We start from the raw sequence: 3,420 nt of genomic DNA, 5'->3' as shown, positions 1-3,420 counted from the left end.
CTCAGCGGTCAAAACAAGGAGCTTCGACCCATGCCAGACTATCGCCCTGGCTCGCGTGCCGCTGTTCTGTATCCCGAAAGGAGCCATTGATGTGGCGCTCCCACGGGCGGCTGTTTCGGGTCGAACTGGGCCCGTGGAGCTTTGCGTCAACGAGAGGGGCGTGTCATGCGCCCAAGGCCGCAGTGACGTTGACACGCGGAGAAATCGCTAGAGGGCGACTGGCTCAAAGCACGGTGCCGCCCTGACGTTCGTTTGGCTCCTCCGTGAGGGCGTCGAATCCGTGGATCCAGTCCAGGGTGATGCAGCAGGCTGTCGCGTGCGCCGAGGCGGGCGTTGCGCGCCAGCGCGGCCGGCTCCCATCCGTCAACGGCGGCTTCGCCAAACTAGTTCCGACACCTTCCCCATCGGTGCCATTCATACGGATTGCCGAACGGGGTACCCGAGTCTCAGCTACGTTCATGTCTAGCCTTTCTTCACAGGCTGGGTGGAAACCTTCGCCGCGCGCAGAGCGGATCGCGCAGAATACGTACCTCGTGTGTTCGAGCCTGAAGCAGGGCGTCCGCTTGAGGTATCGATGACGCCGGCAAGGCAATATTGATGAAGCTCTCCGCCATAGGCCACCCGCGCCCAGCACAACGTTTGCATCTTTCTACCTTCTTGATGCACTGAAGTCCTCCGGGAGATGCAACGTAACAACCGGCGGACAGGCTCGGGGCATTCACGCGATGTGCAAGCACGTCGCACCCGTATTTCGTAGGTATCATCTCTGCAGTGGGACGGTGACGAAGCCGATCTTCGTCAGGCCACCCGCCTGCGCCGCCGACATCACGTCCGCCACCTTCTCGTATGCAACCTTGCGGTCCGCGCTCAGATGCAGCTCCGGCTGCGGATTCTGCTGCGCAGCCGCGGCGATTTTCGCCTGCAGCGCGTCGTCGGAGATTTTCTGGTCGTCCCACAGCACGTTGCCGCCGGCGTCGATCGACACCGTCACCTGCGCGGGCTTCGTGTCTTCCTTCTGGCTGCTCGCATGCGGCAGGTCGATCTTCACCGCGTGGCGGATCACCGGGATCGTCACCATGAAGACGATCAGCGTCATGTTGATTTCGTTCATGAGGCCGTCGTCATCGTCGCCGGCAAAAGGGCTCATTGCCATCGCCATGCCTCCTGGTTAGTTGGCACGGGACGCGAGCCGGAGACCGTCTCCGCGCTTCGTCGACGACAGGCGCGCGCCCGTCACGAAGAACGCATGGAGGCCATGGGCGAAGCGGCTCAGCTTGCTGACGATCGCCTTGTTGGCGCGAGTGAGCGCGTTGTAGCCGAGCACGGCGGGAATTGCGACGAAGAGGCCGAAGGCCGTCATGATGAGCGCCTCGCCGACGGGGCCGGCGACCTGATCGATCGACGACTGGCCCGTCGCGCCGATGGTCAGGAGCGCGTGATAGAGGCTCTGTCGCGATAACGGTTGCAAGTTGAGCAGAGTCTATTATGAAGAGGACTGCTTATGTAGCCAAGGAAAATAGAACTGTTCGGCGTGGGTCAGTCGGGCACCGTTGTCTTTCATCTGCCCCTTGGCGATCATGTGCGCCACCTCGATGCCGCCAAGCAGGATGCGGGCGCAACGAAAATTCTTGAACCCGAGCATGGGCCGGGTGCGCCGCTTGATCGCACGGTGATCCTGCTCGACGATATTGTTTAGGTACTTCGTCTGGCGAATCTTGATGGGTGTTTCGCGCTCGGCGTTGATGGCTTCCAGCGCGGCCAGATTGGCGCCACTTTTGTCGATCGTCACCGTCTCGGGTTCGCCATTCTGAGCGATCGATTTTTCGAAATACCGACGCGCCGCAGCCTTGTCCCGATGGGCTCGCAACAGAAAATCGATGGTGTTGCCGGCCTTGTCGACGGCGCGATACAAGTATTTCCATTGGCCCTTGACCTTGATATAGGTCTCGTCGAGACGCCAGTTCTTGCCGACGGGGCGCTTGCGACGGCGAAACGCTTTCTCCAGCACCGGCAACAGCTTGAGGGCCCAGCGATGCACGGTTGAATGATCGACCGCAATGCCTCGTTCAGCCATCATCTCTTCCAGGTTTCGCAGGCTTAGCGCATAGCGGACATACCAGCGCACGCATGTCAGTATCACGTCGAGCGGATAGTGCAAGCGTTTCAGTACCTTGGCAGGGTTCAGCGTCTTCATCAATTCACCTGCCATCCGCGACTTTGTATCGCCGGAATTCTACCGCTCGTCTCTTACTGCGACACAACCGATGGCACTGCCGCCGGAGGCTTTGAAGCAGGCCATCGAAGGCATGGAGGCCCTCGCGAAGAATGGTCTTCGGTATCCGGTTGCGCAATACGGAATCCAGCAGGATGCTCGTGCGGGGATGGAGGTGAGTTATCCCAAGAAGTAGATAGTATTGTTTGACACAGCGGCGAGGCGCCGCGGCACGCATCGGCAGGGTGCGTCTAGCACCGCGGCAAACTGTTTCGGCGGGACGCCCTCGTACTGTGCCTTGAGCGTCCGAATGGCCGCTATGCGGAAAATCGAGTGGCCGAAACGGGGTCGACTACGATCAACCGCATCGGACTTTTCTGACGTTGGAAGCGTCGGCCAAGCGATCGGAAAGTTCAGAGTTAAGTGTTGTTTGAGTTTGGTCGGCCCCGCAGCCACATTTCAAAGGCGCTCGCGGTTCCGAGTTGTGTGAGTGCCGACAGCAGCGGCGGCGGGTTGCAGTCACGGATGAGCAGTACAATTTTGTGTCCTGATACAGGAGGCCACAGCCATGAACGCGGTCCAGGACTACGGGGATTGGAAGCTGGACATCGAGCCCGTTGCCGCTGCGGGAATGTATACGGCCAAGGCCACGATCTCGCGGACGAGCACGGACGCGGACGACGGATACTTCAGCTACACGTTCAAGAATCTCGGCGTCTCGGACACACCTGAGGGCGCTATTCGGTGGGCTGCTGACTGGCTGCGCGGGTGGATCGACGAAAACACATAGGCCGGTATATGGCCGGGCACAACCGGTAACTTTCACTTCGGGTGACGGAACGCTACACCAGAAGTCGGAGTCTCGGTGTGGCCGAGTATCTCAAGCTTTCGCTCGATATGGGCGACAGTCTCATCATGCTGCGGCGACCTCGAGTCCATGCATGTGCGAGGTACGTCGATTGGTTCGGGCGGAGGATTTGGAAAGCTACGGGACGATTGAGGAAGTGCTAGCGCTCGATGCCCGGGCCCGTTTTGCACTGCCATCGTGAAACCGACGGGAAATCCGCAACACCCTTCCACGCACCACTGAAGTTGATAAATAACCTTATGTCAAATTGCACTCGCCATGGCCTGCGGACCGCGGCAACCTGTCCTGCTTTTCCCGCCTTGAGCAGGCAACCCCGGCCATACGCACCAGCTAGCAGCAC

Annotated in this window: 5 protein-coding genes and 2 pseudogenes; 2 read left to right on the top strand and 5 right to left on the bottom strand. The window is 60.0% G+C overall.

Going from position 1 to position 3,420, the window contains the following annotated elements; all coding sequences use genetic code 11:
• Positions 1–223 precede the first annotated feature (223 nt).
• The 4 genes and pseudogenes from BN2476_RS48770 to BN2476_RS37885 all read right to left on the bottom strand — a co-directional run.
• A pseudogene (locus BN2476_RS48770) lies at positions 224–353 on the bottom strand (FAD-dependent monooxygenase); the annotation flags it as partial.
• Between the two features lie 407 nt (positions 354–760).
• Positions 761–1,153, bottom strand: coding sequence for an ExbD/TolR family protein (locus BN2476_RS37895; protein ID WP_087739325.1), 393 nt, complete (start codon positions 1,151–1,153; stop codon positions 761–763).
• Positions 1,154–1,168: 15 nt separating this feature from the next.
• Positions 1,169–1,444, bottom strand: a pseudogene (locus BN2476_RS37890) (MotA/TolQ/ExbB proton channel family protein); the annotation flags it as partial.
• Between the two features lie 39 nt (positions 1,445–1,483).
• Positions 1,484–2,194 (bottom strand): IS6 family transposase, encoded by a 711-nt coding sequence (locus BN2476_RS37885; protein ID WP_087739324.1) that lies wholly within the window; start codon positions 2,192–2,194, stop codon positions 1,484–1,486.
• 70 nt (positions 2,195–2,264) lie between these two features.
• Between BN2476_RS37885 and BN2476_RS47350 the strand changes: the two genes are divergently transcribed.
• Both BN2476_RS47350 and BN2476_RS37880 read left to right on the top strand, forming a co-directional pair.
• The gene (locus BN2476_RS47350; protein WP_328590440.1) at positions 2,265–2,408 is read left to right on the top strand and encodes a hypothetical protein; all 144 of its coding nucleotides are present in this window, start codon (positions 2,265–2,267) and stop codon (positions 2,406–2,408) included.
• Between the two features lie 372 nt (positions 2,409–2,780).
• On the top strand, positions 2,781–3,002 hold the full coding sequence (locus BN2476_RS37880) for a hypothetical protein (RefSeq protein WP_087739323.1): 222 nt from the start codon (positions 2,781–2,783) through the stop codon (positions 3,000–3,002).
• Between the two features lie 217 nt (positions 3,003–3,219).
• On the opposite strand, the gene BN2476_RS47785 is transcribed toward BN2476_RS37880, so the two are convergent.
• The coding region (locus BN2476_RS47785) for a hypothetical protein (RefSeq protein ID WP_218274581.1) at positions 3,220–3,420 on the bottom strand (201 nt) is incomplete at its 5' end.

The organism is Paraburkholderia piptadeniae (genome assembly GCF_900007165.1).
Lineage (GTDB): Bacteria > Pseudomonadota > Gammaproteobacteria > Burkholderiales > Burkholderiaceae > Paraburkholderia > Paraburkholderia piptadeniae.
Note: the sequence above shows the minus strand (reverse complement) of the source record. Positions and strands in the feature narration are given on the sequence as shown.